The organism is Candidatus Schmidhempelia bombi str. Bimp, from assembly GCF_000471645.3.
Lineage (GTDB): Bacteria > Pseudomonadota > Gammaproteobacteria > Enterobacterales > Orbaceae > Utexia > Utexia bombi.
On record NZ_AWGA01000012.1, the window covers coordinates 1 to 25,579 of the forward strand.

A 25,579-nucleotide genomic window follows, 5' to 3' on the forward strand; every position below is an offset into this window, starting at 1 on the left:
AAACTCTATTCCAGTTACTTGACTCGCCGGTAGAACAAGATCATGGAACTATTGAAATAAATCGAGCCAAAGGTGATATTGAATTTAAGCATGTGACATTTACCTATCCAAACCGTGATTTTCCTGCCTTAAGTGATGTAAATTTCTCGATTGAAGCGGGGAAAACCATTGCTTTAGTTGGGCGTTCTGGTTCAGGGAAATCAACAATCGCCAGTTTATTAACTCGTTTTTATGATATTGAGCAAGGTGAGATTATACTCGATGGTCATAATTTAAAAGAATATACCTTGCGTTCATTACGTAATCAGATTGGTTTAGTATCGCAAAATGTGCATTTATTTCACGATACTATCGCTAATAACATTACTTATGGTCGACCAAATCAGTATAGTCGAGAGCAAATCGAAAATGCAGCGCGTTTAGCTCATGCCATGGACTTTATTGAAAAAATGGAAAATGGATTAGATACTATTATTGGTGAAAATGGTGTGCTTTTATCTGGTGGACAACGTCAACGTATTGCCATTGCAAGAGCACTATTACGCGATAATCCAATTCTTATTTTAGATGAAGCTACTTCTGCGCTAGATACTGAATCGGAAAGAACCATACAATCAGCACTTGAAGAGCTACAAAAAAGTAGAACTGCTATCGTAATCGCGCATCGTCTCTCAACGATTGAAAAGGCCGATGAGATATTAGTGATTGATGATGGAAAAATTCTAGAACGTGGCAATCATCAAACATTATTGGCAAAAAATGGGGCTTATACGCAATTGTATCAAATGCAGTTTGGTAAGCAGAACTAATGATCAAGAAAATATGGTCAGGCGCCAATAAATTTTATTGGTTATTCGTCCCCTTTTCATTGCTTTATGGCTGCGTCACATTAATAAGACGCAGTCTATATAAATGGGGAATACTCCCTTCGTGGCAGGCACCGATACCTGTTATTATTGTTGGTAATTTATCCGTTGGGGGAAATGGTAAAACGCCTTTAGTCATTTATCTAATAGAACAACTTACAGCACGTGGATATCGAGTTGGTGTGGTTTCCCGTGGGTATGGTGGACATAGTGAGCATTATCCATTGATCATTACCGATCAGGTATCCGCATACCAAGCGGGTGATGAACCTTATTTAATCTACCAACGTACGCATGTACCTTTAGCCATTGCACCAAAGCGTGTTGACGCGGTTAAACAGTTAATTACCGACTATCCTATAGATATTATTATTGCGGATGATGGACTACAGCATTACGCTCTTCAGCGTAGCATTGAAATTGCCGTTATTGATAGTAAAAATGGGTTTGGTAATGGTTGGTGGTTGCCGGCGGGGCCTATGCGTGAAACTGCCAAACGCCTAGAAAACGTTGATGTCATTGTAACAAATGGTGAATTACAAGTGCCAATTCCTTTACCCCATGATATTCCAGCATTTACTATGCAATTAAAACCTGCTAAAGCAATCAATGTATTGACTGGCGAACAGTGTGATATTAAACAATTAAAACATATACAAGCATTAGCGGGCATTGGTTATCCAGAACGTTTCTTTACAATGTTACAAGGGATGGGAATTAATATTGAAAAGCAATACCCGTTCCCTGATCATCATGCTTTTACGCGTCAGCAGTTATTACCATTGGCTGATGATACGCAGGTGTTATTAATGACTGAAAAGGATGCGGTAAAGTGTCATGCTTTTGCCCAAAGCAATTGGTGGTATGTACCGGTGGATGCGCAATTGGATAAACTATTTATTGATCATATTTGTAATAAACTAAATAGCTAAACGACAGGTAATAAAAATGGAAATGCACCTATTAAAATCGATTGTTTGCCCCCGCTGTTTTGGGCAACTCGATTATGATAACAGTAAACAGCAGCTGGTTTGTCAGCAAGATAAATTAGCCTACCCTATCAGAGATAATATTCCAGTATTATTGACATCGGAAGCAGTCAACTTACCCGAATCTGAGGTGGAACAATAAAAAAAAGCCCTGTTTAATACAGGGCGATCTCGACACTATCTTACATATTGTGTATTTGCCTGTTAGGGGTGAAGAGTAAATTTGTCACCTTTATTTAACTGGCAAATTCATGCGCTTATTTACAAGGTCTAAGATCTAGATGATAGTTTTAAATTAAAGTCTTGCTACGATGTTGTATTTATCTCCATTGTCTTTAATTTCTATTGCTGCCTCTATCCAAGCATAAGGATTAGATATAAAGCAATCCCAGTTGCACTGTAGCATATATGATTGAGAACAAGATTCTTTTAATTTATATGCTTTATATGGTTGATGTAAGTTATCCAAATTCTTCTGAATAATATCAAAATAGAAACTATGCGGATTAAACCAATTGGATTCTACATAATCATAGTTTCTACTTCTATCTGGCAATATAACCAGCAAAATTGCATTTCGTTTGCTTTTGTTATCTGAACGACTTTTATTTTTGAGTGAGTAAGATATTTCCCAAGGTATCCATTGATCTTCTTCAGCTTTCCAAGTATCTTTCATATTAGGAGAAACTAGAACAATCGTAACAGAGCTGTCAAAAATTTTATCAGCTAGTTTTGAACGGATAGTTTCATCTTTAAAATTATCTAAGCTTTCATTATCCTTTTCACCTTTATTGATATGAATGCCATCACGATTAAATTTTTCTTGAATAATATCAACATAATCACGAGCGGTTGTTGTGTTTGAAAAATCATATGGTTTCAATTGCTGCACAAAATTATCTGAATATTTATAAGAAATAAAAACTTTGTTTCCCATGAGAATCCTCTTAAAAAATTACTAGTTATTTATTACGAATAGAAATTACTTCTTCAACTAAATCTTCAAGATTTTCTTCTATATCATCATAGACATATTGACTACAAAGATATGAAGATTCGAATACAGAAACTATATTAGATAAATTTTCATTATCTATTGTGATTTTAGTAAATGGAATTTTTCCTTTTTCTGATTGTTCTCCATTAGCATTTTTTAATTTATGAATATACACTCCACATACAGCTTTTCCTAAGCTCCAAGCAGTTTCAATTTCGTATTGGGTCCACTTTCTTTCTGATGTTTTCTCACCGATTAAGACGACAAAACAAGATTTATCCTTTAGATTGTTTTTAATCCATTCCTTAATATCTTTATCAGATTTAACTTTAACATCATTCCCAATGATTTCCTTTTAATGGTTCAGAACCATCAACTACTCCCATATTACGCACCTGAGCAGCACGTCAAGCGTCATTATCAAAATGGAAGCTATAGAATACTTTCCTTGCCATCATTATTTTACCTTTTTTAAAATTGATAAAATATTAGATTTTAATAAATCTAATCCTAAATTCTCTTGAGATAACATTTGCATTTCAGTTTTAATATTGTCATCACACTCTTTATTTAGATCATTTTCCCAAAGCTGTTTTGCCATATAACCTGTACAAGCAACAGGGATTAAAATATTTTTATTTTTCTTAGAGATATCAAACTCTTCTTGCATACCATTAGATAAAATTATTTTCCCATCTTCTAATTTGTTACCAAACAGAAAAATAGATATACCCGCATAGCCAATCATATCTTCTCGCCAAGCAGACCAAAGCTGTTTCCCCTCTTTATTTTGTGGGAAGGGGCGAAGTATCAAATAATCTTCATCTATTTTTAGTCTTTGTTCTGTTAAATATTTAATAGAACCAGAAATAACAGAACTACCAATCCCCAGTCCAAACCCTGTAACAATACGATAACCTAATTTTAAAATTTCTTGAGATAGCGAAGAAACAAATTGTTCGACTTCTTGTCGTGAGTAAGGGGAATAATCTTCCGCAGCACCAGAAATAAAAATTGTTTTGCGTTTTTGAGCTTTCTCTACATTTTTTAAAATTTCTGTAATTTCTGAATAGTCGTCAATCAATAGTGTATTAATCCCAACACGATGTAAATCTGATATAAATAATTTTTGTTTACGCTGTCTATATTCAAACTCATCTTTTTGTTCTTTGTCTGTTTTTTGAACATTTCTCAAAATACAAAAATGTTCTTTTGTATTTTCACTATACGATACTCGAATTCGACTTAAAATATAATCAATATTTGGGTCAGAGAAACTAAATCCTAAAAATAAAAATCTTTTTTTTAATAAATCACCGCGTAAAGCAGTAAAGAAATCATTTCTTGTCAAATGAAACTTTTCATAATCATCTTTAATAAGTACAGCTTGACTTGAAAAATAAGCATCACCATGCATTTTATAGACTACAACATCTCTTTTATGAATAGATACAGAAAGTTGCTCTACACAATGTTTTACATCAACAATTTTCCCAGCATCTTTTAATGCAGTTTCTATCATTGAGTCATAATTTGTTGTCCAAAATGTATCTATAGGTAATCTGGCTAAAATTTTATGGTTTTCTGTTAACGTAGCATTTTGAGAAAACTCATTTAAAATAAGGTGGTTTAATTTTGAACGGTTACCATTTTTACTATTAACATAATATTGAGCTAAAGAAACTAAATCACTTTCTTCCTTATCAATATTTAAATTCATCTCTTCAGCCAAATCTTGGAGCAGTGTTTTCCAATCTATAAATCCAGCAGAAACTGACAAGCCAGCTCCAGCAAAAATAGCTAGATTGTTTGCTGACAATTCATTTGCTAACTCTTTAATTAATTTTTCTTTATTCATAAATTTCCTTTTCAGATAAAATGTTTTATTTATAACAGGGTGAAATTCTGATTTTCAAGGAAAGTCATATAAAATATATTAAGCCTTGAAAACTCTTCTCCAATTCAGTTACCACATAAACCACTAGCGCTGTGCCAATCTCTTGTTCAGGCTGTTAGCTTGCCTATGTTGGATCGTGTAGTAAGAATCCTTTGCATTGAAATTACGTCTCCAATAGTGTGTTTTTAGAAAATAATAATCATACTTCTAATTTACAATGAATTATTTTTTAGAGAGTGCTAAAAAGTTAGGGAAAATAGCTATTTATATAAATAAAACCATCTAAAAGCAGCCTGTACTTTCAAATGTTCACCATTTAAACTTGTATATGATGAACAATATATTTTCTCTTTTGACATCTGGCTCATGAAAAACTATTTTACGGATAAATTAATTTATAGCTGTAGGAGTAAGTTTCTCAAAGCCTAAATAGTTTTCTGTGTGACTGCAAGTACTTCTCACTATTTCTTTAAAGCCTTAACGTAAAATAGAACTATTGTCTGTCTTAACAATTTGTAGTTAGTTACCATGACAGATAACAGATAGAGCTTATTTGCATTAAAAAGCACTATACTTTTTTTAAAATATACTTGTGAAATCTGAAATATGTTATCCATGTTGGCAATGAACTGTAATATGCAGTTTTATTGAGTTTATCGTTTGTAATTCTATGCATATATGCATTATATTGCCATACAATAAATTGTTGTTTAGCTCGCTCATTGATTTCTTTTAAGCGTGTACATGAACTTTTTAATTATTAACTTATTCTTGTAGATAATCAAATTTTATATTTTGTTCAGTATTAGTTTTTCTCTTTTTTTTATTTTTTCTTTTGTTTGCTAAAGGATTTTTATATATCAGGATAATGGCTAGCCATTGTATTTCAATACTTTTAATGTTCAACAATTCCAAAACGTTAGGATAAAGTAAGTCCTATATTAGTTTGTCTTGTCAAGTATTGATTAACATAATAATATCTTCTAGATTCTCTTCTGTTATAAGAATTTTTGGCATGCTATAGCTTCATTGATTTATATAGATCATTGCCTCTAAATTATCTATTTCAGTCTTTTGAGCGTCTATATCCGTTCCTTTTTCCTATAAAGCTAATTTAACTGGGATAGCTGCATGCCAAAAGAGTTATGTTTATCTATACATATAATTGTATTTTATATAAGTAATATATGAATACGAATATAGGGTGTGAAGTATGTAAAAATGAATGTAAAAAAGAGAGGCATTGATATTAAATGCCTCTCTTGGTTTCTTTATATTTTATTCTACGATTATCTTATTATGGTATTCAAAAAGGAATATCATCATCAAAATCCATTGGCGGCTCTTGGGTCATTGGCGCTGCTTGTGGTGCTGGCTGTGGACGCGGAGCAGGTGCCGAAGGAATATTATTTGCACTTTGTCCCCAATTTTGGTTTGGTGTGCTAGCGGTCATATCATTATTATTATTATTACGAGATCCTAAAATTTGTAATACACCGCCAATATTTACTACGACTTCCGTCGTATAGCGATCTTGACCAGTTTGATCCTGCCATTTGCGGGTTTGTAAAGCACCTTCAATATAAACTTGTGAACCACGGCGTAAGTATTCACCAGCAATTTCTGCTAATCGACCAAAAATAACAACGCGGTGCCATTCAGTGCGTTCTTTCGGCTCGCCGGTTTGCTTATCTTTCCACGTCTCCGACGTCGCAACACTAATGGTGGTCACTGCGCCACCATTCGGTAAATAACGCACTTCTGGATCTTGTCCTAAATTACCCACTAGAATAACTTTATTAATACCACGACTGGCCATTATTCGCTCCTAACTAAAATATACAGACTTATAAAAATGTTGAATATTGTATCATGATTACAGCTTATCCTAATAGCGATTCTTGATTGTGCTTGTATTTTGAGTGTAATTTAACATTATTTTGTTATATTTTGATTAATTACTAAAATAGTTTAAAACCGTTAAGGATAAATGATTAATGCTGCACTTATCGCTTAAATTTTGATAAAATACCCTGTCTTTCCCAGCTAATCTAAGAGCGTATATGTCAATTAAAGATATTGAAATTCGTGGTGCAAGAACTCATAATCTGAAAAATATTAATTTAACGATTCCCAGAGATAAACTAGTGATTATTACGGGGCTATCGGGTTCAGGTAAATCATCGTTAGCTTTTGATACACTGTATGCCGAAGGCCAACGTCGTTATGTTGAATCACTGTCAGCTTATGCACGCCAGTTTTTATCATTAATGGAAAAGCCAGATGTTGATCATATTGAAGGTTTATCGCCAGCTATTTCTATTGAACAAAAGTCGACATCCCATAATCCACGTTCAACTGTTGGTACCATTACAGAAATTTATGATTACTTACGTCTGCTTTATGCGCGGGTGGGGGAGCCTCGCTGCCCTAATCACCATCTCCCATTAAAAGCACAAACCATTTCACAGATGGTAGACGCGATCATGGCGCTGCCTGCGGATAATCGTTATATGATTTTAGCCCCAGTGATAAAAGAACGAAAAGGGGAATATGTTAAATTATTTGAGCAGTTGTCCACGGATGGTTATATTCGGGTACGTGTTGATGGGGAAATTTACGATCTTTCACAGCCGCCTGTTTTGGAATTACAAAAAAAACATACCATTGAAGTGGTTGTCGATCGTTTCCGTATTCGTGATGATGTCAAATCCCGTTTAGCCGAATCATTACAAGCAGCGTTAGATTTAACTAATGGTATTGTTTCTGTCGCTAATCTTGATGATCCTAAACAGCAAGAATTACTCTTTTCAGCTAATTTTGCTTGTCCAATATGTGGTTATAGTTTAGCTGAACTTGAACCACGTTTGTTTTCGTTTAATAATCCGGCCGGTGCATGCCCCGATTGCGATGGATTAGGTATACAGCAATATTTTGATACTAAACGTATTTTACAAATGCCTGAGGTCTCATTAGCCGCTGGCGCTATTAAGGGATGGGATCGACGCAATTTTTATTATTTTCAAATGCTTAAATCCTTAGCTGAACATTATGACTTTAATATTGATACGCCGTTTCAAGATTTGCCCTCTGAGATCCAGGATATCATCTTAAATGGTTCAGGGGAGACAGAGATTAAATTTAAATATACCAATGATCGTGGGGATGTAGTGCTACGTCGCCATCCATTTGAAGGGATTATTAATAACTTAAATCGTCGCTATCGAGAAACCGATTCACAAACGATTCGAGAAGAATTAGCGAAATATCTTAGTCACCGCCCATGTCCAAATTGTCATGGTTCGCGGTTATGCGTTGAAGCACGCAATGTGTTTGTTGGTGAAACCAATCTTCCAGAAATCACTGATTTAAGTATTCAAAAGGCGAAACACTTTTTTGATCAATTATCCTTAACCGGACAAGCGGCACAAATTGCCGATAAAATATTAAAAGAGATTAATGATCGATTACAGTTCTTAATTAATGTTGGCCTCGACTACTTAACCTTATCCCGTTCGGCTGAAACCTTATCTGGAGGTGAAGCACAACGAATTCGTTTAGCTAGCCAAATTGGCGCAGGATTAGTGGGGGTGATGTATGTGCTGGATGAGCCGTCTATTGGTTTACATCAGCGAGACAATACCCGCTTAATTGAAACCTTAATTCATTTACGGGATTTAGGTAATACTGTGATTGTGGTCGAGCATGATGAAGAAGCTATTCTCGCCGCTGATTATGTTATCGATATAGGTCCCGGTGCTGGTGTGCATGGTGGGCAAGTTGTGGCACAAGGGACACCAACGCAGATTATGGCCAATCCCGATTCAATAACGGGTAAATTTTTGTCAGGCGTTGAAAAAATTGCTATTCCGAAAAAACGGGTCAAAAAGGATCCAAAACGGATGTTAAGTGTTATCGGCGCCACAGGAAACAATTTAAAAAACGTGACATTAAATATTCCTGTAGGATTATTTACCTGCATTACAGGGGTATCTGGATCGGGTAAATCCACACTGATTAATGATACTTTATATCCTATTGCCCAAAATGAATTAAATGGCGCGGAAAAGAGTGATATTGCACCTTATAAAGCGATTGAAGGTCTTAACTATTTTGATAAAGTGATTGCTATTGATCAAAGTCCTATTGGTCGAACGCCACGTTCTAATCCAGCAACGTATACTGGCTTTTTTACCGCTATTCGTGAACTTTATGCGGGTGTTCCGGAAGCACGCGCCCGTGGTTATACTCCCGGTCGATTTAGTTTTAATGTTAAAGGGGGACGCTGTGAGGCTTGTCAAGGCGATGGCATGATTAAAGTTGAAATGCATTTTCTACCCGATATCTATGTTGCTTGTGATCAATGTCATGGTAAACGTTACAACCGTGAAACATTAGAAATTAAATATAAAGGTAAAGCCATCAACGAAATTCTGGAGATGACCGTTGAAGAGGGGAGAGCATTTTTTGATGCAGTGCCGATGATTGCCCGTCGATTACAAACCTTAGTTGATGTTGGATTATCTTATATTACCTTAGGACAGCCAGCAACGACGTTATCGGGGGGTGAAGCACAACGGGTAAAATTGTCAAAAGAACTATCGAAGCGTGATACAGGAAGTACATTATATATTTTAGATGAACCTACCACTGGGTTACACTTTGCTGATGTTAAGCAGTTACTTACGCAATTACATGCATTACGCGACAAAGGTAATACTGTGGTGATTATTGAGCATAACTTAGATGTGATAAAAACAGCAGATTGGATTGTTGATCTTGGTCCTGAAGGGGGAAATGGCGGAGGTAAAATTATTGCTGAAGGTACGCCTGAGCAAGTTGCTAAAGTAAAAAACTCTTATACAGGACACTATTTAAAACCAATTTTAGACAAAACGACAGCGGATGTGAAGTCATCGGTCTCTACTAAGAAAAAAGCAGATAAAAAAGCTGGCGTTAATAAAAAAACAGCCAGCAAAACAGACACGATTCAGTGATGTTATACAACTAATTAGGAATGACACCTTGTATTATTTATTGATTATTAGCATGATTATCGTAGCCTACCTATTTGGCTCATTGTCTGGTGCAATTATAGTTAGTCAAATAATGCATCTACCTAATCCACGTTATCACGGTTCACAAAATCCTGGTGCCACGAATATGTTAAGAATTAGTGGTGTGATTCCAGCATTAATCGTTCTGATTATTGATATGTTAAAGGGAATGATCCCTGTCTTGATCTCTTATCGCATGGGGATTGCCCCTATGTTTTTAGGTTTTATTGGTATTGCTGCGTGTTTAGGTCATATGTATCCTTGTTTTTTTAAATTTCAAGGCGGTAAAGGCGTTGCAACGGCATTCGGGACGATGGCAGCGATCGGTTGGGACTTTGCTGGCGCTTTTTCAGTTACTTGGTTATTAGCCACATGGCTATCTGGTTATTCATCTATCGGGGCTATTGTGAGTTTCACGTTAGCCCCTGGTTATGTGTGGTTATTTAAACCTGAATTAACCTTACCAGTATCTATGTTATCTTGTATGATTTTAGCTAGACATATCGATAATATTCAGCGCTTATTGCAAGGTAAAGAATACAAAATTGGCAAAAAGCCTTAATTAGGCTTTTCGTTATAAATTATTTTGCTACGAGTTATTGATATAAACTACCAATTAAATTTATTAACTAAAACTATTACTATCAAGTTTTATTATTATGCTAAAGCCTAATAATATGGTTAGAACAGAGTAAATATTGTTGCTTAGATGGTTAGGCACAAAAAGCAGAAGATCGTTTTTTATTTGGTTACCCGATAACACTCCAATTTATCAAGTAGATAAATGGAGTGCGGTATTCGTTAAAAGGTGGATAATTGATCTAAAGGCCAACGCGGCTTAACCGTAATGGCTAAATCGGCCGATTGTTGCTGTTTTAAATGAATAAGACCTGCATAAGCAATCATTGCGCCGTTATCGGTACAGAATTCTACTCTTGGATAATAAACCTCGCCTTTTCTTTCCTGCATTAATTGTTGTAAACGATAACGCAAGGTCTTATTGGCACTCACGCCACCAGCAATGACCAAACGTTTAAATCCAGTCTGTTCTAGTGCACGTTTTGCTTTAATCACCAAGGTATCAACTAATGCATCCTCAAACGCTCGCGCAATATCAGCACGGGTTTGTGTATCAAGTCTGTTTTCACTATTAGTGTATTGACGAATTGTATTCGCACTAAAGGTTTTTAAACCTGAAAAACTAAATTGTAAACCTGGTCTATCCGTCATTGGGCGTGGAAAATGAAAACGTTGACTATTCCCTTGTTCGGCCAGTTTAGATAATTTGGCGCCGCCCGGATAATCCAACCCTAATAATTTGGCTGTTTTATCGAAAGCTTCACCGGCTGCATCATCGATAGATTCGCCAAGCAATTGGTATTCACCAATCCCCGTCACGCTAATTAACTGTGTATGACCGCCTGAAACCAGTAAAGCAATAAAAGGAAAATCGGGCGCCTTTTCTTCTAACATGGGGGCTAATAAATGACCTTCCATATGATGTACGGGGACAGCGGGGACATTCCACGCATAGGCTAAGGCACGTCCAATTGAGGCGCCAACTAATAGGGCACCAATTAACCCTGGTCCTGCCGTATAAGCAACACCATCAATATCTTTTGCGGTAAGTCCTGATTCTTTTAATGCCGCTTGAATGAGCGGCACGGTTTTTCTAATATGATCGCGTGAAGCTAATTCAGGCACCACACCACCATAATCCGCATGTAGGTCAATCTGGCTGTAAAGCTGATTCGCGATTAACCCTCGTTTATCATCATAGATAGCGACACCTGTTTCATCACATGACGTTTCAATACCTAAAATACGCATTATTTATCCTTCTTATCAGAAGAGTGCAATTGTGGTTCGCTCCAAATCTCATCATCGGTAATGGCTTCATTACTTGGTAGCCGATTCTCTTCATTAGCCCAGTCGCCCAAATCAATTAACTGGCAGCGTTTGCTACAAAAAGGACGGTAAGGGCTATTTACACTCCATTCAACACGCTTTTGACACGTTGGGCACTTTACATTTATGATTTCAGTATTACTCATCGTTTTTAGATTCTACTGTACTTTAAATAAATTCATCGTTAAACACTAACAGCAAGCGAGTTCGAATTCAAGATTTCTATCGTCATTAGGCATATCGACATTAAAAGGAAAAAAGCGAATAGCATAACGCGATTTATGACCTGATACCTGCGGATAAATTCGGTAGGACTTGGCAATACGAATACGCAATAATTCTGCTTGATTACTCTTATCATGATAGAAATTATTGATACAAGCATACGGTTTAAACACCGATGATTGTCTAATCAACTGCATGCAAGTGGTTAGTGTATCATGAAGGGAGGAAAAACAGCTAATCCAGTTTTGTATTTGCTGATCGCGCTCCGATTGAGGAAGGTGTAACCAAAAATGCAAGGATGGTAGATCAAAACAGCAACATCCACCAGGAATCGCTAAACGTTGGCGAATCGAGGAAATAAACTTATTATCCTTTAACTCTAGCCCAAGACGTGGATTGGTATTTAATTCGCGGGCTAACATAGACAAACGATCTAAAATTGAGGTTAATAAAGCAATGTTAACGCCTTCAACATTTAGCCAACATTCTAATTTCTGTTTTTGTTGTTCTAATTCTTTTAATAAATCACTACGAAGATCGTTACGTTCAGTAATTTCTAATAGTTCACTTAACGAATGAAAAAATAATAAGGCATTATCACTATTAAATACCTTATGGGTATCCAATTGCTTAAATAAAAACTCAATACGTAACCAAGTACGCATCTTTTCATTTAAAGGATGTTCAAATACAATTTTAGGCTCAGATTGGATCATAATATTAACCTATTACATGAGGGTTATATTTATTTGCCAAATTGAGATATTTATGGTGCAATGCCATAATCAAAGGTATTAATTTTATCGAATCATCATTATTTATAATAATATCATCGGCAAAACGACGGCGTACTTCTGAACTGACTTGTGATAACAACATTTTTTCCGCTAATCCTTTATCAATTTGATCCCTTTCTTGTAAACGTAGGCGCTGAACTGATGGATCACAGTCAACGACTAACACCCGATTGGCTTCCTGATATAACTTATTTTCAATTAACAACGGAACGACCCATAATAGATAAGGTGCGTTAATCGCTGCAAATTGCGTTAACGTTACATCGTGAATAATTGGGTGTAATAGTGCATTCACCCATAAGCGCGCTTCGGGTGAATTAAAAATAATGCTTCTTAGATAAGCTCGATTTAAACTGCCGTCGGAGTGGAGAATCTGCTCCCCAAAATGTTCAACTAACTTCTTTAAGGCAATCGATCCTTTTTCGACGACTTGATGGGCAATTTTATCCGCATCAACAATGGGTACGCCTAAATCAGCAAAAATTCGCTCAACGGTAGTTTTTCCACATGCAATACCGCCCGTCAATGCGACAATAAATGGTAAACGATTCATCTTATAATTTATTTAGCGTTATATTTATCTGCGTTAATTATAGAGAAGAACACTCCAAGCGCCAAATAATAAAAAGGGACCAAAAGGTATTTTTATAAATGTTTTACGATTGTTATACCAAATAATGGTGAAGTAAATAAGTGCTAGCAAGCTGCTAATAATAAAAATTAACGGTAGTTGATCAAATTTAAACCAACACCCTAAAGCCGCAGACAGTTTTATATCGCCAAAGCCAAGCCCTGCGTAACCTTGATAATAATAAAATAGATAGGCAAGAAGCAATAACATGATAAATAGTACACTACTATTTAGCACTGCTTGTTGAATATTTATCCTTCCATAATCGGTATAACTAATCAATACACCAGTGATTAATAAAGATAAGGTTAAATAATCAGGTAATAAAAAAAATTTAATATCATAAAGTGCTAATAAATAAAACCAACAGCTCAGTAATAAAAATAGAATTAATTGATAATGGTCAGAAAACCAAATATCGGCAAAAGCAAATAAGCAGGCAAATAGTAATTCGAAATAGACATGACTGATAGGAATAGGGGTTTGGCAATAATAGCAACGCCCCCGTAACCATAACCATGAAAATAAAGGAATAAGTTGCTTAAAACCTAAAGGATGTTGACACGTTGAACAACATGATCGACACCAACCAATCGTTTTTAACGAATTTATATAAGGGGATGTTGCAATAAATTGAGTTTGTAGCATATGTAAAAAGCTACCAATACAGCTGCCAGTGATAGTCATCATCAACAGTTCCATCATCGATCCTTATAATATAATATGACCCAATTGAAATATGGGTAAATACATTGCAATAATTAAACTACCAATAACGATACTCATTATTAGCATCATTATGGGTTCGATTTTCTGGGTAAGTTGTGAGGTTAATTGTTCGGTTTGTTGTTGGTAATGTTGAGCTAAGGTCGTTAACATGTGGGTTAAGGTTCCTGATTGTTCACCAACGCGAATAAACTGTATACATAAATCGGAGTAGATGACTTTATCTTGTTGTAACGCTTGGCTAAGGGTATAACCTTGTTCAATTTGTTTTTTTATATGAATTAATGAATGGCTATAGATATGATACGGCATGCTCTGGACAGCAAGATCAAGAGCTTGCAATAGTGGAATACCTGCACGTTGGGTTAACATTAAATGTTGGAATAGCCGTGTTAAACAGTGATCATGTAATAGTTTGCCGATGATTGGCATGGTTAACCATTTTCGTTGAATAGTAGCTTTATATTGTGGGTAAAAATAGTAGTAACTACTTAAATAAGTGAGTAACATCCCCAGTAAAAAATAGAGAGATGTCTGCTTAACATAAGCCGAAATTGTTATAACTAGCTGAGTAAAATAGGGGAGCTCGGTATTAAAATCAGCATAAATTTTTGCAAATTGCGGCAAAACGAAAAGGAGCATAATTACCGTCACGATAAGAGTCATTATGATTAAAAACAGTGGATAGCGTAATGATTGTTTAATTTTCTTTTCTAATAGCAATCCTTTTTCTTGCTGTATCACTAATTCTTGTAAGCAAAAAATTAATTGGCCTGTGTGTTCTCCCGTGTTAACTAATTGACGATATACCATCGGAAAAACAGAAGGATAGTGGTTTAAGGCGTCAGACAGTGAATAACCAGAACTAATTAACATCTTAATTTCACCCATCACGATTCGCCAGCAGGCATGGTCATGTTGATCAATAATCAATGTTAAACTATGCATTAATGGTAAACCTGCTTTTAACATAGTGATTAACTGTTGGGTAATCAATAATAGTGCTTGCTTTTTAAAACGGGTTTTTGAGACCCGCTGTATTAATCTAATTCTTATAGGAATATATTTTCTTTGCATTAAAAGCTGTTTAGCTTGAGTAAGTGAATTGGCGATTATTTCACCTTGTTGCAATTGGCGCTGTTGATCAAACCCCAACCAAAAATAGATTTTTTTATTCTTCATTGTTAAACCATTTTCTTATCAGATTGTTGATTGATTCCAACCACTCGAGTTAGCTCGGCAAAAGAGGTCTTTCCTTGTTTAACTAACTCTATACCGGATTGATAAAGCGATACCATACCTTGTTTTATCGCTAATTGATCAATAGCAGGGATCGAAATCAGCGATTGGGATAATAATTGCTGTTGAATCGATGTTGTAATCGGCAACAATTCGTAGATACCAATGCGTCCATAATAACCACCTATACACTGTGTACAGCCTTTCGCTTCGAAATGCTCAAAATCTGTTGAAGTAGTGATAGGCAAGGGCTGTGGTGCTATTTTTTTACAAGCAGGGCAAAGCAATCGTAATAGTCGTTGTGAAATGACAAGTTTTAATCCAGACGCTAATAAATAACTAGCAATACCCATCTGTTGCAACCTTAAAATAGCTTCACTGCTTGAGTTGGTATGAAGCGTAGATAATACCAGATGACCGGTATGCGCCGCTTGTATAGCAATCTGGGCGGTCTCTTTATCTCGAATTTCGCCTACCATCAGCACATCAGGATCTTGACGTAAAAAGGCACGCAACACATGACTAAAGGTTAAACCTGATTTGATATTTATTTGCGTTTGATTCACCCCCGTTAATGGGATTTCAATCGGGTCTTCGACACTACAAATATTTCGTTGTGGCTGATTTAATATATTCAAACCGCTATAAAGGGTCATGGTTTTACCGCTACCAGTGGGCCCGCAGACTAAAATTAACCCTTGTGGTAAATGCAAGGTTGCTAAGTAGCATTTAAGTGCAGACTGATTTAGACCTAATTGTTTGATATCAATTTTCTGCTTAACTTGTTGCATGATTCTCAGTACAATTTTTTCACCTTCCGTTACGGGTAAGGTCGATAAACGCATTGCCCATTTTTGATTATCTATCTCAAAAGTAAGTTGGCCATCTTGAGGTAAACGGCGTTCAGCAATGTCTAATTGGGCCATGATTTTAAGTCGAGTTACAATTTGCATTGCATTTTCGGGAGGAATTTGTTTAACAATATGTAATACCCCATCAATACGAAAGCGCACCCGATATTCATGTTGATAAGGTTCAAAATGAATATCTGATGCCCGTTGTTTTATCGCCGATAATAATAGTTGATCAACAATCTCTGTAGCTGATAGCTGTTCGGGTATCGAAATACATGGCTGGTCATTAACATGGTTATTTGATAGTAATGTTAACTGTACCAACGCTTGTTGGAATTTAGCTATGCTCCAAACCACAGGATTAATTTTGCGATTAATTGCAAAACCAAGCTGTGCATCGCGTTTACTGTCAACTTCAGCCACCGCAATAGTTAATGTATGCATATCATCATTAAGAGGTATAACTTGGTAATAGTTACATTGATTAATGATATTGGCGGTAATAGATTTATTTATATATGACATGCTATTCCTCACTATCACCATTAAAAGCGGAACAGATCATGACATGCATCAATCAATGAGATATTTTTTGATGATGAACACTCACTTTGCCAATGTATTTGTCCGGATAAAGGATCAAATGACGGAATCAGCTTGGTCGTCAGACCTAAAAGGGTTTGCTTACCGGTGAGCGTAATCACCCCATCGGTGACGATAATTTTTTCAACATAATGGCTATGACGACTAGTTGGAATACTTTTATTGCCATTACTACAGCCGCTCAACCCCGCTTGTTCAAATGCGCAGAGTTCAATCGCTGTTTTATATGGAGACATCATCTGTAGCATATCGGTTAGCGCTGCTTTTTGGATATATCCGTGATAAGTTGGGACGCCAATTGCCGTCAAGATAGCAATAATGGCAATTGCTATCATTAATTCAAATAAAGTGAAACCCGATTGGTATGTCGATTTTGGTCGATAAAGTCGCATGCATTATTTCCTGTAATCTGTCACGTCATCACTTTATAGACTGTTGGGCACTGTAGTGATCAATCTAAGCCATAAGAATGAGGGCTAATTAGCAAAAAAATAGTAAAAATTGCGTCACGATCGCTACTTTTGCATGAAAGCTAGCGATTCATTCACTTAATCAATCATCATCGTGGATAATCAATAGGTAATAAGTAATAAGCACAATAACAGAATCAGGCATACCCAATTAAATATAATAAAGGCAGCGGATAATCGGCGGTTAGTGATTGAAACTAACCTTATTCATCCAGAAAGTTTTATATTGATGTTAATCAACGAGGAATTGACACTTTTATCATGAAAAGCCCATTTAGTTCATGACTGATAATAAGTAACAGGCAATCATTTTTGATGATGATATCTTGCACTTGATGGACGTTTAGCTTTATTAGATACAACGCTTTTTGCCCCACTTTTTGGTTGAATAGTGGGATCTACAGCAAACCCATCAGTGGTTATTTCGGTCATGTTGGTTTTGGTTAACTGCTCAATGGCTTTAAGCTGTGCGAGTTCATCAACACAGACTAATGAAATCGCTTGCCCTCTATTTTGTGCGCGACCTGTGCGACCTATGCGATGTACATAATCTTCGGCAACATGCGGTAAATCGTAATTAACCACATAAGGCAACAGATCGATATCCAATCCGCGTGCCGCAATATCGGTCGCTACCAACGCGGTTATTTGACCCTGTTTAAAGTTTGCCAGTGCTTTGGTTCTTGCGCCTTGGCTTTTGTCACCATGAATTGCCATGGCTTTAATTCCATCTTTATTTAATTGATCAGCTAAATGATTGGCACCATATTTAGTTCGGGTAAAAATTAACACTTGTTGCCATTGATTTTTGCCAATTAAATAAGATAATAATTCACGTTTACGCCGTTTATCTACTCTATGGACAAATTGACTAACTTGTGTTGAAGTACTATTTTCTTTCGAAACCGCAATGACTTTAGGTTGACGTAAAATGGTTTGGGATAAGGTTTTTATTTCTGGGGAAAAGGTCGCAGAAAAAAGCAAATTTTGCCGTTTTGTTGGGAGTTTGTTTATAATACGGCGGATATCATGAATAAATCCCATATCTAGCATACGATCTGCTTCATCCAACACTAAGGTTTTCACGGTGGATAAATCGATAGCATTTTTTTGCACTAAATCTAATAACCGCCCAGGTGTTGCAACTAAAATATCCACTCCACCGCGTAATTTCATCATTTGTGGATTAATACTCACCCCACCAAACACGACTAAGGAACGAATGGGTAAATCACGACTATAATCGCGAATATTTTCACCAATTTGTGCGGCTAACTCGCGGGTTGGGGCTAAAATTACACTATATAATCGACGTTTTCCTTTTTGGATTACCTTATTTTTATCCAATTTTGCCTTGATTAAACTTAATTGCTGCAAAATGGGCAATACAAAACTAGCGGTTTTTCCCGTGCCTGTTTGGGCGCTGGCCATCACATCGTGACCGGCTAAAATAAGAGGAATGGCTTGTTGTTGGATAGGCGTCGGTGAAACAAAATGTTGCTGTTGAATTGCGCTTAAAATCTCGGTAGTCAAACCAAGCGTATCAAATGACATGAATTTATCCTGATAAAAATTTAATTAACCTCATTAGTATAAAGCAAATGGATGAGATTGCCTTTATTTATTTAGGCTAAATATCAGCCTTGATAATATGAATGATTTTAATCTAACTACTTCTCGTTAAAATATATTTAGGTTAAATCTATCTGCTATTATTTGTTTGAATTTAATTCATGAATTATTACTAAGCTCGCGCATAAAGGGTGAATATGCCATAATGTGCGCCATATTTTATCTTTTATATAAACCGAGAGTAATTCAGTGCTAAGTACAAATAATATTACCATGCAGTTTGGTAGTAAGCCGCTATTTGAAAATATTTCCGTTAAATTTGGTAATGGTAACCGTTACGGTTTGATCGGTGCTAATGGCAGCGGTAAATCCACATTTATGAAAATTCTAGGCGGCGACTTAATGCCAACTGCGGGCAATGTGGCCTTAGATCCTCACCAACGTTTAGGTAAGTTACGCCAAGATCAATTCGCCTTTGAGTCGTTTAGCGTGTTAGATACGGTAATTATGGGGCATGAAGAATTATGGCACGTTAAGCAGGAACGCGATCGTATTTATGCCTTAGCTGAAATGAGTGAAGAAGATGGGTATAAGGTTGCCGATCTTGAAGTTCAATACGCAGAAATGGATGGATATAGTGCCGAAGCGCGCGCAGGTGAACTTTTATTAGGTGTAGGTATTCCTATTGAGCAACACTATGGGTTAATGAGTGAAATTGCGCCTGGTTGGAAATTGCGCGTATTGTTAGCTCAAGCCCTATTTTCAAATCCAGATATTCTATTATTGGATGAACCGACCAATAACCTTGATATTGATACTATTCGTTGGCTAGAGAATATACTTAATGAACGTGAAAGTACGATGATCATTATCTCCCATGATCGCCATTTTCTTAATATGGTATGTACTCATATGGCGGATTTAGACTATGGTGAACTACGCATTTATCCAGGTAATTACGATGACTATATGACCGCTGCCACGCAAGCGCGTGAACGTTTGCTAGCTGATAATGCCAAGAAAAAAGCGCAAATTAGCGAATTACAATCGTTTGTAAGTCGTTTTAGTGCCAATGCGGCTAAATCTAAACAAGCGACCTCCCGCGCCAAACAGATAGAAAAAATCAAACTGGAAGAAGTAAAAGCCTCGAGTCGACAAAATCCATTTATTCGTTTTGAGCAGGAAAAGAAACTGTATCGCAACGCTTTAGTGGTTGAAAAATTAACCCAAGGTTTTGAACAAGGTCCTCTGTTTAAAGATCTAAATTTAATGGTTGAGGTTGGCGAGAAAGTGGCTATTTTAGGGACCAATGGTATTGGTAAAACCACTTTATTAAAAACGTTAATGGGCGAATTAGCCGCTAAACAAGGTGAAATTAAATGGTCTGAAAATGCGAATATCGGTTACTATGCCCAGGATCATGAATATGAATTTAGCCAAGATCTAACATTATTTGAGTGGATGAGTCAGTGGAAACAAGCCAATGATGATGAGCAAGTTGTGCGTAGTATTCTTGGACGGTTACTCTTTTCACAAGATGAAATCAAAAAGCGCGTGACAGTTTTATCTGGTGGCGAAAAAGGACGGATGTTATTTGGTAAATTGATGATGCAAAAGCCTAACATTATTGTTATGGATGAACCAACTAATCACTTAGATATGGAATCGATTGAATCCTTAAATATGGCTTTAGATCTTTATAAAGGTACCTTATTTTTTGTATCACATGACCGTGAATTTGTTAGTTCATTGGCCACAAGAATTATCGAGATTACACCAAATGAGGTCATTGATTATACAGGCAATTATGAAGACTATCTGCGTAGTCGTGGGCTCGATTAATTAAGTAAATAAGCAATAGTACGGGATCGTTAATTGTGCTATTGCTTATATTTATGCGAATAAATCACATAAACTCATTGCCATATTTTATTATTGGTTTTGATTTTTTTATATCATGCAGATAAAAGTAAGAGCGCAAAATAACATTTTTAACAAATTAAATAGTTTATTGAAACCAAGAAAAATTTCATAGCGTAATAATATTTATATGTTGCCTAAAAAACAATAAATAATACAATGTTGTTTATCGGTTTATCGGTTTATCGGTTTATCGGTTTATCGGTTTATCGGTTTATCGGTTTATCGGTTTATCGGTTTTGTAGCTATCAAAATTTAGCCTATTCAAATAAACATATCCCCCTTTAAATTCAAATCCTTACTAAGATAGTTAAGTTGTTTATATAATATAATGTTTGGGTTTGTTATATATTTTTACCATTATTACTCATAATAAGTTAACTTATTGGCTGAAATTGATCAGTTAGTGTGTAGCATAAGGGGTATCACTAATGTTAAAATTTAATAAGAATATAAGTTACTGATTATTTCGGTGATGTACTAGTGGCATAGCTATTAGATATCATCTTAAACTATGCTAAGATTTAAACTAAAATATTTAAGCAATAAGGATAATAGCGTTATGCGTTGGCAGAATGGTAGAGAGAGTGATAATGTCGAAGATCGCCGCGGTGCGCCTCGCACTGGTGGTTTTAGTTTGGGCGGAGGAAAAAATAAAATTATACTTTTTATTATCGTCCTGATCGCGGGTTATTATGGTATTGATTTATCGCCTTTATTAAATAGTAATGGTCAATCTACTGTGATAAGTCAGCCACAGCAATCACCAAATCCTGCTGAACAACAAGCAGCAAAATTTACCTCAGTCATACTGGCCTCGACGGAAGATACGTGGTCAACCCTATTCCAAAAAATGGGACGTCAGTATCAAAAGCCTAAATTAGTCTTATATACGCAAGCAACCAGTACGGGTTGTGGCGTAGGGCAATCGATGATGGGACCTTTTTATTGTCCAGCAGATCGTACGGTGTATATCGATCTCTCTTTTTACAATGAAATGAAGCAGCGACTTGGCGGTGGTGGTGACTTTGCGCAAGCTTATGTTATCGCTCATGAAGTCGGGCATCATGTCCAAAATTTATTAGGGACGGCCTCGAAAGTCAGACAATTACAACAAGGTCAAAGCGAGAAGCGGGTTAATCAACTATCGGTCATGATGGAGCTACAAGCCGATTGTTACGCTGGTGTCTGGGGTAAATCACTTGATGGTCAAAATATTTTAGAAACCGGTGATCTTGATTCGGCATTGCGAACGGCACAAGCGATTGGCGATGATCGCTTGCAAAAACAGCAAGGTGGCCGAGTGATACCTGATAGTTTTACGCATGGCACGTCTCAGCAGCGTCATGATTGGTTTATGCGTGGTTTTGAATATGGCGATATAAACCAATGTGATACTTTTAACGATAATTTATAATTATATAATACGATATCGATAACTTGATGGATAAGTAATGATCACACGATTACTCATCCATCATACCCCCCGCTTAACTATTAAGCGGTTTGTTGATAGTGATAATTTATTTTTCAAATACCCGATTCACTTATGTAATCCATACAATATTGAAGAAAAAGGTATTGAATCTACGGGTAAATACAATAAATGATGACAAACAATAAACGAACAGATATCAATCTCATATTAAATCAGATTGAATTAGAATTAAAAAACCTTCAACTATGGGAAAGTAGTGCGCCAACTTCAGCAGCGTTAGCTAGTCAGCAGCCTTTTGCGATTGATACCTTAACACCAACACAATGGCTACAATGGATCTTCTTACCTAAAATGCGCTATTTACTTGAGGTTGGGGCAGATCTACCAAATAATATCGCTATCCATCCCTATTTTGAACAAACCTTAACCCAACCAAATTATGGACCACTATTACAGTGGTTAAAAAGGATTGACGAAACGTGTTAGTCTTAATACTTAACATATAAGCTCAGCAATAATGAGTTATCCTTTATCGCTTAGAATAACTCATCGATTACTTTATTTACTTTCGCGTTCTTTTTCTAATTGCTGTAATTTATGTATATCCATTTCGATTTCAGCAATTTTATTATTAATAACCTGTTGTAAATGTTTTAAATCGGTCAAAATTTTAGCTGATAACTCAACATCTTTTACTTTCTGTGTCAGTTTAAGCTTATCTAACTCTTCAATAAGATGTAACAGTACAGGATTAATCTCTTTTACTTCTTTATAGCGATCGCCATGACTATCGACGGTAACGGTCTTACGTTGTCTTGGATATTTAAATTTAAGGCTACGAGCAAAAAACTCTCCTTTTTCCTTGTGGAAATAAATTTTAAGAATATCATTAACGCCTTCTTGGCGTAAGGTGTAATGACTAATCGCTTCAGGATTAATAATCCCCAACTTTTTTAAATTAGTATACATTTATCATTCCTTGCTTAAATGCGTCACAAATTTCAGTAAAATAACGTTAATCTTAGCGCAACTTCATCAATTGCGTGATGAATAATGTTATTTGGTTATATTTAACTCCAATAACTTAATATGAAAACCGTTCATTATTGACCAATTTATCTAATCAAATATGCACAATAAAAATGGCTATTCTACGGCAAATTATTATGCTTCTATTCAGGATTCGCCGCAATTAATCGTTCTACTTTTTCTGCTTCGGCGGTTAAACCTAATTGATGATAAGCATTAGCCATTAAAGGTAAGGCATTACGCGTCGCTTGCGTATCTGGGAACATCGTTAACATATTTTCAACGCGGTTAATCACAGCGACATAAGCTTCACGTTTAGTATAATATTGTGCAATTTTATATTGATATTTAGCTAATCGATTTTTAAGAAAAATTAAGCGTTGCTGTGCATCATAGCTATAATCACTATTAGGAAAATTATTGACTAAATAGGTAAAATCTTTAAACGCAGCAATGGCATAATCTTGTTCTCGATCGGAACGATCCACGCCAAACCAACCTTGAATTTGATTATCATCTAATACCATATTAGATAGACCACGAATATAAAGTACCCAATCGACATTAGGATGAGTAGGATTTAGTTTTAAAAAACGATCAATAGAGGCAATAGCTACAGGAAATTCAGAGGTTTTATAATAAGTATAAATTAAATTTAATTGTACTTGTTGTGAGTAGGGACCAAATGGATAACTCTTATCCATTGCTTCTAATAACGTGGTTGCACTTTTAAATGCGCCATCGTCCAAGGTTGCTTGAGATTTACTAAAGAGATCTGATTCTGGAACATCACTATAATCAATGCGTGAAGAACTACATGCTGCCAACATGGATACAGAAAGGCCAATTGCTAAAAATTGTTGGTATAATTTCATTGGTATTCTCAATATTTCAAAATAATCATTAACCCTTATATAGGGGGTTATGATACTCTAATTTATAATATCATTAAACTGAATATTATCCATTTATTATCAATAATCGGATTGAATGTTAAATTACCAAGAATTTATTATATGTCAAATGAAATTAAATTAAGTGCCATCGTTGGCGAAAAACAACTAGGTCAACGTTTAGATCAAGCATTAGCAGAGCTTTTTCCTGATTATTCCCGTTCACGGATCAAAGAGTGGATTATTAATCAGCAAGTCACCGTTAATGGTCAAATGGTTAATAAACCAAAGGAAAAAGTATTAGGTGGTGAGCAAGTTGAGATTCAAGCGACCATTGCAGACGAGATCAATTATCAACCCCAAAATTTACCCTTGAATATTGTTTATGAAGATGAAGATATTTTAGTTATCAATAAACCACGAGGATTTGTTGTCCATCCTGGGGCAGGGAATCCTGATGGTACCGTACTCAATGCCTTACTTTATCATTATCCACAGCTGGCCAACGTACCACGTGCTGGTATCGTACATCGTCTTGATAAAGACACCACAGGACTAATGGTCGTTGCTAAAAATATACCAGCACAAACACATTTAGTCGAATCATTACAACGTCGAGAAATCACCCGAGAATATGAAGCCATCGCGATGGGGATTATGACCGCAGGAGGAACGGTTGATGAACCGATAGCTCGTCATCCCACAAAACGTACGCATATGTCCGTTTACCCACTAGGTAAACCTGCGGTCACCCACTACCGAATTATGGAACGTTTTCGTATTCATACACGCTTGCGTTTACGTCTCGAAACAGGACGTACTCATCAGATACGTGTGCATATGGCGCATATTGCCCATCCACTCATTGGTGATCCGCTTTATGGTGGCAGACCACGTCCACCAAAAGGTGCTTCAGAAGTATTAATGACCACTTTACGTCATTTTGATCGTCAAGCTCTGCATGCGACAATGTTAAGACTATACCATCCGATAACGGGGATAGAGATGGAATGGCATGCACCGATTCCTGATGATATGCAACAGCTTATTGAAGCACTTAAACAAGATCGTGAACAATTTAAAGATGAGATTGATTGGTAATGACCATTCTATATCCCAACTGGCCTACGCCTAAAAATGTACATGCATGTAGCACATTACGGCATGGCGGAGTGAGTCTTACACCTTATGCGAGTTTCAATTTAGGCATGCATGTGGGGGATAACCCCACCGCCGTGGGGCAAAATCGGACTTTATTAATGCAAAAGGCCGCATTACCGCAAGAGCCCGTATGGTTAGATCAAGTACACGGTACACGAGTGATTCATCTCGATCACCACTCATCGACACAATCTACACAGGCAGATGGTAGTTATACCACCCAACCTGGACAAGTCTGTATTATTATGACCGCAGATTGCTTACCTATTTTATTTTGTTCTCAGGCCGGCGATGAAGTCGCCGCCGC

The 25,579-nt window shown here is 36.3% G+C and carries 23 protein-coding genes and 3 pseudogenes; 11 read left to right on the forward strand and 15 right to left on the reverse strand.

The features are described from left to right. The 3 genes from O970_RS01265 to O970_RS01275 all read left to right on the forward strand — a co-directional run. Positions 1–809: ATP-binding cassette domain-containing protein (locus O970_RS01265; RefSeq protein ID WP_024495375.1), on the forward strand; the 809-nt coding region annotated here is incomplete at its 5' end. Further along, positions 809–1,798: a tetraacyldisaccharide 4'-kinase gene (lpxK, locus tag O970_RS01270; protein ID WP_024495376.1), complete on the forward strand. Its 990-nt coding sequence runs from the start codon at positions 809–811 to the stop codon at positions 1,796–1,798. The genes O970_RS01265 and lpxK, both read left to right, overlap by 1 nt. Positions 1,799–1,814: 16 nt before the next feature. Beyond that, positions 1,815–1,997: a Trm112 family protein gene (locus tag O970_RS01275; RefSeq protein WP_024495377.1), complete on the forward strand. Its 183-nt coding sequence runs from the start codon at positions 1,815–1,817 to the stop codon at positions 1,995–1,997. A gap of 153 nt (positions 1,998–2,150) precedes the next feature. Here O970_RS01275 and O970_RS01280 read toward each other — a convergent pair whose 3' ends face one another. From O970_RS01280 to O970_RS01300, 4 genes and pseudogenes are all read right to left on the reverse strand, one after another. Then, positions 2,151–2,792 carry a TIR domain-containing protein gene (locus O970_RS01280; protein ID WP_024495378.1) on the reverse strand — a complete coding sequence of 214 codons (642 nt, stop codon included), beginning with the start codon at positions 2,790–2,792 and terminating at the stop codon, positions 2,151–2,153. Positions 2,793–2,817: 25 nt separating this feature from the next. Continuing rightward, positions 2,818–3,247: pseudogene (locus O970_RS10185) on the reverse strand (TIR domain-containing protein). Positions 3,248–3,309: 62 nt separating this feature from the next. Further along, complete coding sequence (locus tag O970_RS01290) at positions 3,310–4,710, reverse strand: SIR2 family protein (protein ID WP_024495379.1); 1,401 nt, start codon at positions 4,708–4,710, stop codon at positions 3,310–3,312. Between the two features lie 1,345 nt (positions 4,711–6,055). After that, positions 6,056–6,568 (reverse strand): single-stranded DNA-binding protein, encoded by a 513-nt coding sequence (locus O970_RS01300; RefSeq protein ID WP_024495380.1) that lies wholly within the window; start codon positions 6,566–6,568, stop codon positions 6,056–6,058. Between the two features lie 250 nt (positions 6,569–6,818). Here O970_RS01300 and uvrA point away from each other — a divergent pair. Both uvrA and plsY read left to right on the forward strand, forming a co-directional pair. Next, positions 6,819–9,647: pseudogene (uvrA, locus tag O970_RS01305) on the forward strand (excinuclease ABC subunit UvrA); the annotation flags it as partial. Positions 9,648–9,786: 139 nt separating this feature from the next. Beyond that, positions 9,787–10,368, forward strand: coding sequence for a glycerol-3-phosphate 1-O-acyltransferase PlsY (plsY, locus tag O970_RS01310; protein WP_275055000.1), 582 nt, complete (start codon positions 9,787–9,789; stop codon positions 10,366–10,368). Positions 10,369–10,607: 239 nt separating this feature from the next. Here the strand turns inward: plsY and tsaD are convergent, their stop codons facing one another. The 9 genes and pseudogenes from tsaD to O970_RS01355 all read right to left on the reverse strand — a co-directional run. Continuing rightward, positions 10,608–11,636, reverse strand: a complete 1,029-nt coding sequence (gene tsaD, locus O970_RS01315; RefSeq protein ID WP_024495383.1) for a tRNA (adenosine(37)-N6)-threonylcarbamoyltransferase complex transferase subunit TsaD — start codon at positions 11,634–11,636, stop codon at positions 10,608–10,610. After that, complete coding sequence (gene yacG, locus O970_RS01320) at positions 11,636–11,860, reverse strand: DNA gyrase inhibitor YacG (protein WP_024495384.1); 225 nt, start codon at positions 11,858–11,860, stop codon at positions 11,636–11,638. Before yacG ends, tsaD begins: the two co-directional genes overlap by 1 nt. Before the next feature lie 45 nt (positions 11,861–11,905). Continuing rightward, positions 11,906–12,655, reverse strand: a complete 750-nt coding sequence (gene zapD, locus O970_RS01325) for a cell division protein ZapD (protein WP_024495385.1) — start codon at positions 12,653–12,655, stop codon at positions 11,906–11,908. Positions 12,656–12,659: 4 nt separating this feature from the next. Continuing rightward, the gene (coaE, locus tag O970_RS01330) at positions 12,660–13,289 is read right to left on the reverse strand and encodes a dephospho-CoA kinase (protein ID WP_024495386.1); all 630 of its coding nucleotides are present in this window, start codon (positions 13,287–13,289) and stop codon (positions 12,660–12,662) included. A 33-nt stretch (positions 13,290–13,322) separates the two neighbouring features. Further along, positions 13,323–14,069, reverse strand: coding sequence for a prepilin peptidase (locus tag O970_RS01335; RefSeq protein WP_024495387.1), 747 nt, complete (start codon positions 14,067–14,069; stop codon positions 13,323–13,325). Between the two features lie 9 nt (positions 14,070–14,078). Next, positions 14,079–15,275, reverse strand: coding sequence for a protein transport protein HofC (gene hofC / locus O970_RS01340; RefSeq protein ID WP_024495388.1), 1,197 nt, complete (start codon positions 15,273–15,275; stop codon positions 14,079–14,081). 2 nt (positions 15,276–15,277) lie between these two features. Next, positions 15,278–16,711 (reverse strand): ATPase, T2SS/T4P/T4SS family, encoded by a 1,434-nt coding sequence (locus O970_RS01345; RefSeq protein ID WP_105291827.1) that lies wholly within the window; start codon positions 16,709–16,711, stop codon positions 15,278–15,280. Between the two features lie 20 nt (positions 16,712–16,731). Continuing rightward, positions 16,732–17,181, reverse strand: coding sequence for a prepilin peptidase-dependent pilin (gene ppdD, locus O970_RS01350; RefSeq protein ID WP_024495390.1), 450 nt, complete (start codon positions 17,179–17,181; stop codon positions 16,732–16,734). Between the two features lie 402 nt (positions 17,182–17,583). Continuing rightward, positions 17,584–18,813 (reverse strand): annotated as a pseudogene (locus O970_RS01355) (DEAD/DEAH box helicase); the annotation flags it as partial. Between the two features lie 267 nt (positions 18,814–19,080). Here O970_RS01355 and O970_RS01360 point away from each other — a divergent pair. The 4 genes from O970_RS01360 to O970_RS01370 all read left to right on the forward strand — a co-directional run bounded on the left by O970_RS01360 (position 19,081) and on the right by O970_RS01370 (position 22,675). Then, positions 19,081–20,673 carry an ABC-F family ATPase gene (locus O970_RS01360; protein WP_024495392.1) on the forward strand — a complete coding sequence of 531 codons (1,593 nt, stop codon included), beginning with the start codon at positions 19,081–19,083 and terminating at the stop codon, positions 20,671–20,673. Positions 20,674–21,313: 640 nt separating this feature from the next. Beyond that, the gene (gene ypfJ / locus O970_RS01365) at positions 21,314–22,168 is read left to right on the forward strand and encodes a KPN_02809 family neutral zinc metallopeptidase (protein WP_024495393.1); all 855 of its coding nucleotides are present in this window, start codon (positions 21,314–21,316) and stop codon (positions 22,166–22,168) included. Between the two features lie 37 nt (positions 22,169–22,205). Further along, positions 22,206–22,361, forward strand: coding sequence for a hypothetical protein (locus O970_RS09800; protein ID WP_166667064.1), 156 nt, complete (start codon positions 22,206–22,208; stop codon positions 22,359–22,361). Further along, a complete protein-coding gene (locus O970_RS01370; RefSeq protein ID WP_024495394.1) occupies positions 22,361–22,675 on the forward strand; it encodes a YqcC family protein in 315 nt (104 codons plus the stop codon). The genes O970_RS09800 and O970_RS01370 overlap by 1 nt, the downstream gene beginning before the upstream one ends. A 72-nt stretch (positions 22,676–22,747) precedes the next feature. Here O970_RS01370 and O970_RS01375 read toward each other — a convergent pair whose 3' ends face one another. Both O970_RS01375 and bamD read right to left on the reverse strand, forming a co-directional pair. After that, positions 22,748–23,158: a DUF3461 family protein gene (locus O970_RS01375; protein WP_024495395.1), complete on the reverse strand. Its 411-nt coding sequence runs from the start codon at positions 23,156–23,158 to the stop codon at positions 22,748–22,750. Positions 23,159–23,361: 203 nt separating this feature from the next. Continuing rightward, entirely contained in the window at positions 23,362–24,093 is a 732-nt protein-coding gene (gene bamD / locus O970_RS01380) for an outer membrane protein assembly factor BamD (RefSeq protein ID WP_024495396.1), read from the reverse strand. 141 nt (positions 24,094–24,234) lie between these two features. Here bamD and rluD point away from each other — a divergent pair, with 141 nt between their 5' ends. Both rluD and O970_RS01390 read left to right on the forward strand, forming a co-directional pair. Then, positions 24,235–25,212 carry a 23S rRNA pseudouridine(1911/1915/1917) synthase RluD gene (gene rluD / locus O970_RS01385; protein WP_024495397.1) on the forward strand — a complete coding sequence of 326 codons (978 nt, stop codon included), beginning with the start codon at positions 24,235–24,237 and terminating at the stop codon, positions 25,210–25,212. Continuing rightward, on the forward strand, positions 25,212–25,579 hold a 368-nt coding region (locus O970_RS01390), incomplete at its 3' end, for a laccase domain-containing protein (RefSeq protein ID WP_024495398.1). The genes rluD and O970_RS01390, both read left to right, overlap by 1 nt.

Coding starts and splice junctions, on each gene's coding strand:
- lpxK (WP_024495376.1), top strand. CDS start 809: ATGATCAAGAAAATATGGTCAGGCGCCAATAAATTTTATTGGTTATTC.
- O970_RS01275 (WP_024495377.1), top strand. CDS start 1,815: ATGGAAATGCACCTATTAAAATCGATTGTTTGCCCCCGCTGTTTTGGG.
- O970_RS01280 (WP_024495378.1), bottom strand. CDS start 2,792: ATGGGAAACAAAGTTTTTATTTCTTATAAATATTCAGATAATTTTGTG.
- O970_RS01290 (WP_024495379.1), bottom strand. CDS start 4,710: ATGAATAAAGAAAAATTAATTAAAGAGTTAGCAAATGAATTGTCAGCA.
- O970_RS01300 (WP_024495380.1), bottom strand. CDS start 6,568: ATGGCCAGTCGTGGTATTAATAAAGTTATTCTAGTGGGTAATTTAGGA.
- tsaD (WP_024495383.1), bottom strand. CDS start 11,636: ATGCGTATTTTAGGTATTGAAACGTCATGTGATGAAACAGGTGTCGCT.
- yacG (WP_024495384.1), bottom strand. CDS start 11,860: ATGAGTAATACTGAAATCATAAATGTAAAGTGCCCAACGTGTCAAAAG.
- zapD (WP_024495385.1), bottom strand. CDS start 12,655: ATGATCCAATCTGAGCCTAAAATTGTATTTGAACATCCTTTAAATGAA.
- coaE (WP_024495386.1), bottom strand. CDS start 13,289: ATGAATCGTTTACCATTTATTGTCGCATTGACGGGCGGTATTGCATGT.
- O970_RS01335 (WP_024495387.1), bottom strand. CDS start 14,069: ATGGAACTGTTGATGATGACTATCACTGGCAGCTGTATTGGTAGCTTT.
- hofC (WP_024495388.1), bottom strand. CDS start 15,275: ATGAAGAATAAAAAAATCTATTTTTGGTTGGGGTTTGATCAACAGCGC.
- O970_RS01345 (WP_105291827.1), bottom strand. CDS start 16,711: ATGTCATATATAAATAAATCTATTACCGCCAATATCATTAATCAATGT.
- ppdD (WP_024495390.1), bottom strand. CDS start 17,181: ATGCGACTTTATCGACCAAAATCGACATACCAATCGGGTTTCACTTTA.
- ypfJ (WP_024495393.1), top strand. CDS start 21,314: ATGCGTTGGCAGAATGGTAGAGAGAGTGATAATGTCGAAGATCGCCGC.
- O970_RS09800 (WP_166667064.1), top strand. CDS start 22,206: ATGATCACACGATTACTCATCCATCATACCCCCCGCTTAACTATTAAG.
- O970_RS01370 (WP_024495394.1), top strand. CDS start 22,361: ATGACAAACAATAAACGAACAGATATCAATCTCATATTAAATCAGATT.
- O970_RS01375 (WP_024495395.1), bottom strand. CDS start 23,158: ATGTATACTAATTTAAAAAAGTTGGGGATTATTAATCCTGAAGCGATT.
- bamD (WP_024495396.1), bottom strand. CDS start 24,093: ATGAAATTATACCAACAATTTTTAGCAATTGGCCTTTCTGTATCCATG.
- rluD (WP_024495397.1), top strand. CDS start 24,235: ATGTCAAATGAAATTAAATTAAGTGCCATCGTTGGCGAAAAACAACTA.